Consider the following 698-nt stretch of genomic DNA (forward strand, 5'->3'; position numbering starts at 1 on the left):
CAGAGCATGGCACGCGTCGCACTTGTCACCGGTGGTCAGCGCGGCATCGGGGCAACCATCAGCGAGAGACTGAAGGACCATGGCCGCACGGTGGTGGCCTCCTATGCGGGCAACGAGGAGGCCGCGAGGGCCTTCACGGAGCGCACGGGCATTCCCTGCATCCGCTTCGATGTCGGCGATTTCGAGCAGTGCAAGGCCGCGGTGGCCGGGATCCGGGAGAAGTACGGCCCGATCGAGATCCTGGTGAACAACGCCGGCATCACGCGCGACGGCACCATGAAGCGCATGGACCGCAGGATGTGGGACGAGGTGATCGACACGAACCTCGGCTCCTGCTTCAACCTGTGCAAGCTGGTCTGGGAGGACATGTCGGGCCGGAAGTTCGGCCGCATCGTCAACATCGGCTCGATCAACGGCCAGGCGGGCCAGTACGGGCAGGTGAACTACGCCGCCGCCAAGTCGGGCATCCACGGCTTCACCAAGGCGCTGGCGCAGGAAGGGGCGCGGTTCAACATCACGGTGAACGCGATCGCGCCGGGCTATGTGGACACCGAGATGGTGCGCGCGGTGCCGCCCGACGTGCTGGAGAAGATCATCGCCCGCATCCCCGTCGGCCGGCTGGGCCGGGCCGACGACATCGCGCGCGGCGTCTGCTTCCTCACCGCCGACGATGCCGAGTTCATCACAGGCTCGACCAT

General features: G+C 66.8%; 1 protein-coding gene. It reads left to right on the plus strand.

Features of this window, described 5'->3' with window-relative positions; translation table 11 throughout:
* Nucleotides 1–6 precede the first annotated feature (6 nt).
* Nucleotides 7–698: acetoacetyl-CoA reductase (gene phbB, locus ROTAS13_RS25465; protein ID WP_075823729.1), on the plus strand; the 692-nt coding region annotated here is incomplete at its 3' end.

Origin of the sequence: Roseomonas sp. TAS13 (genome assembly GCF_001950415.1) — a bacterium.
GTDB classification, from domain to species: Bacteria; Pseudomonadota; Alphaproteobacteria; order Acetobacterales; family Acetobacteraceae; genus Roseomonas; species Roseomonas mucosa.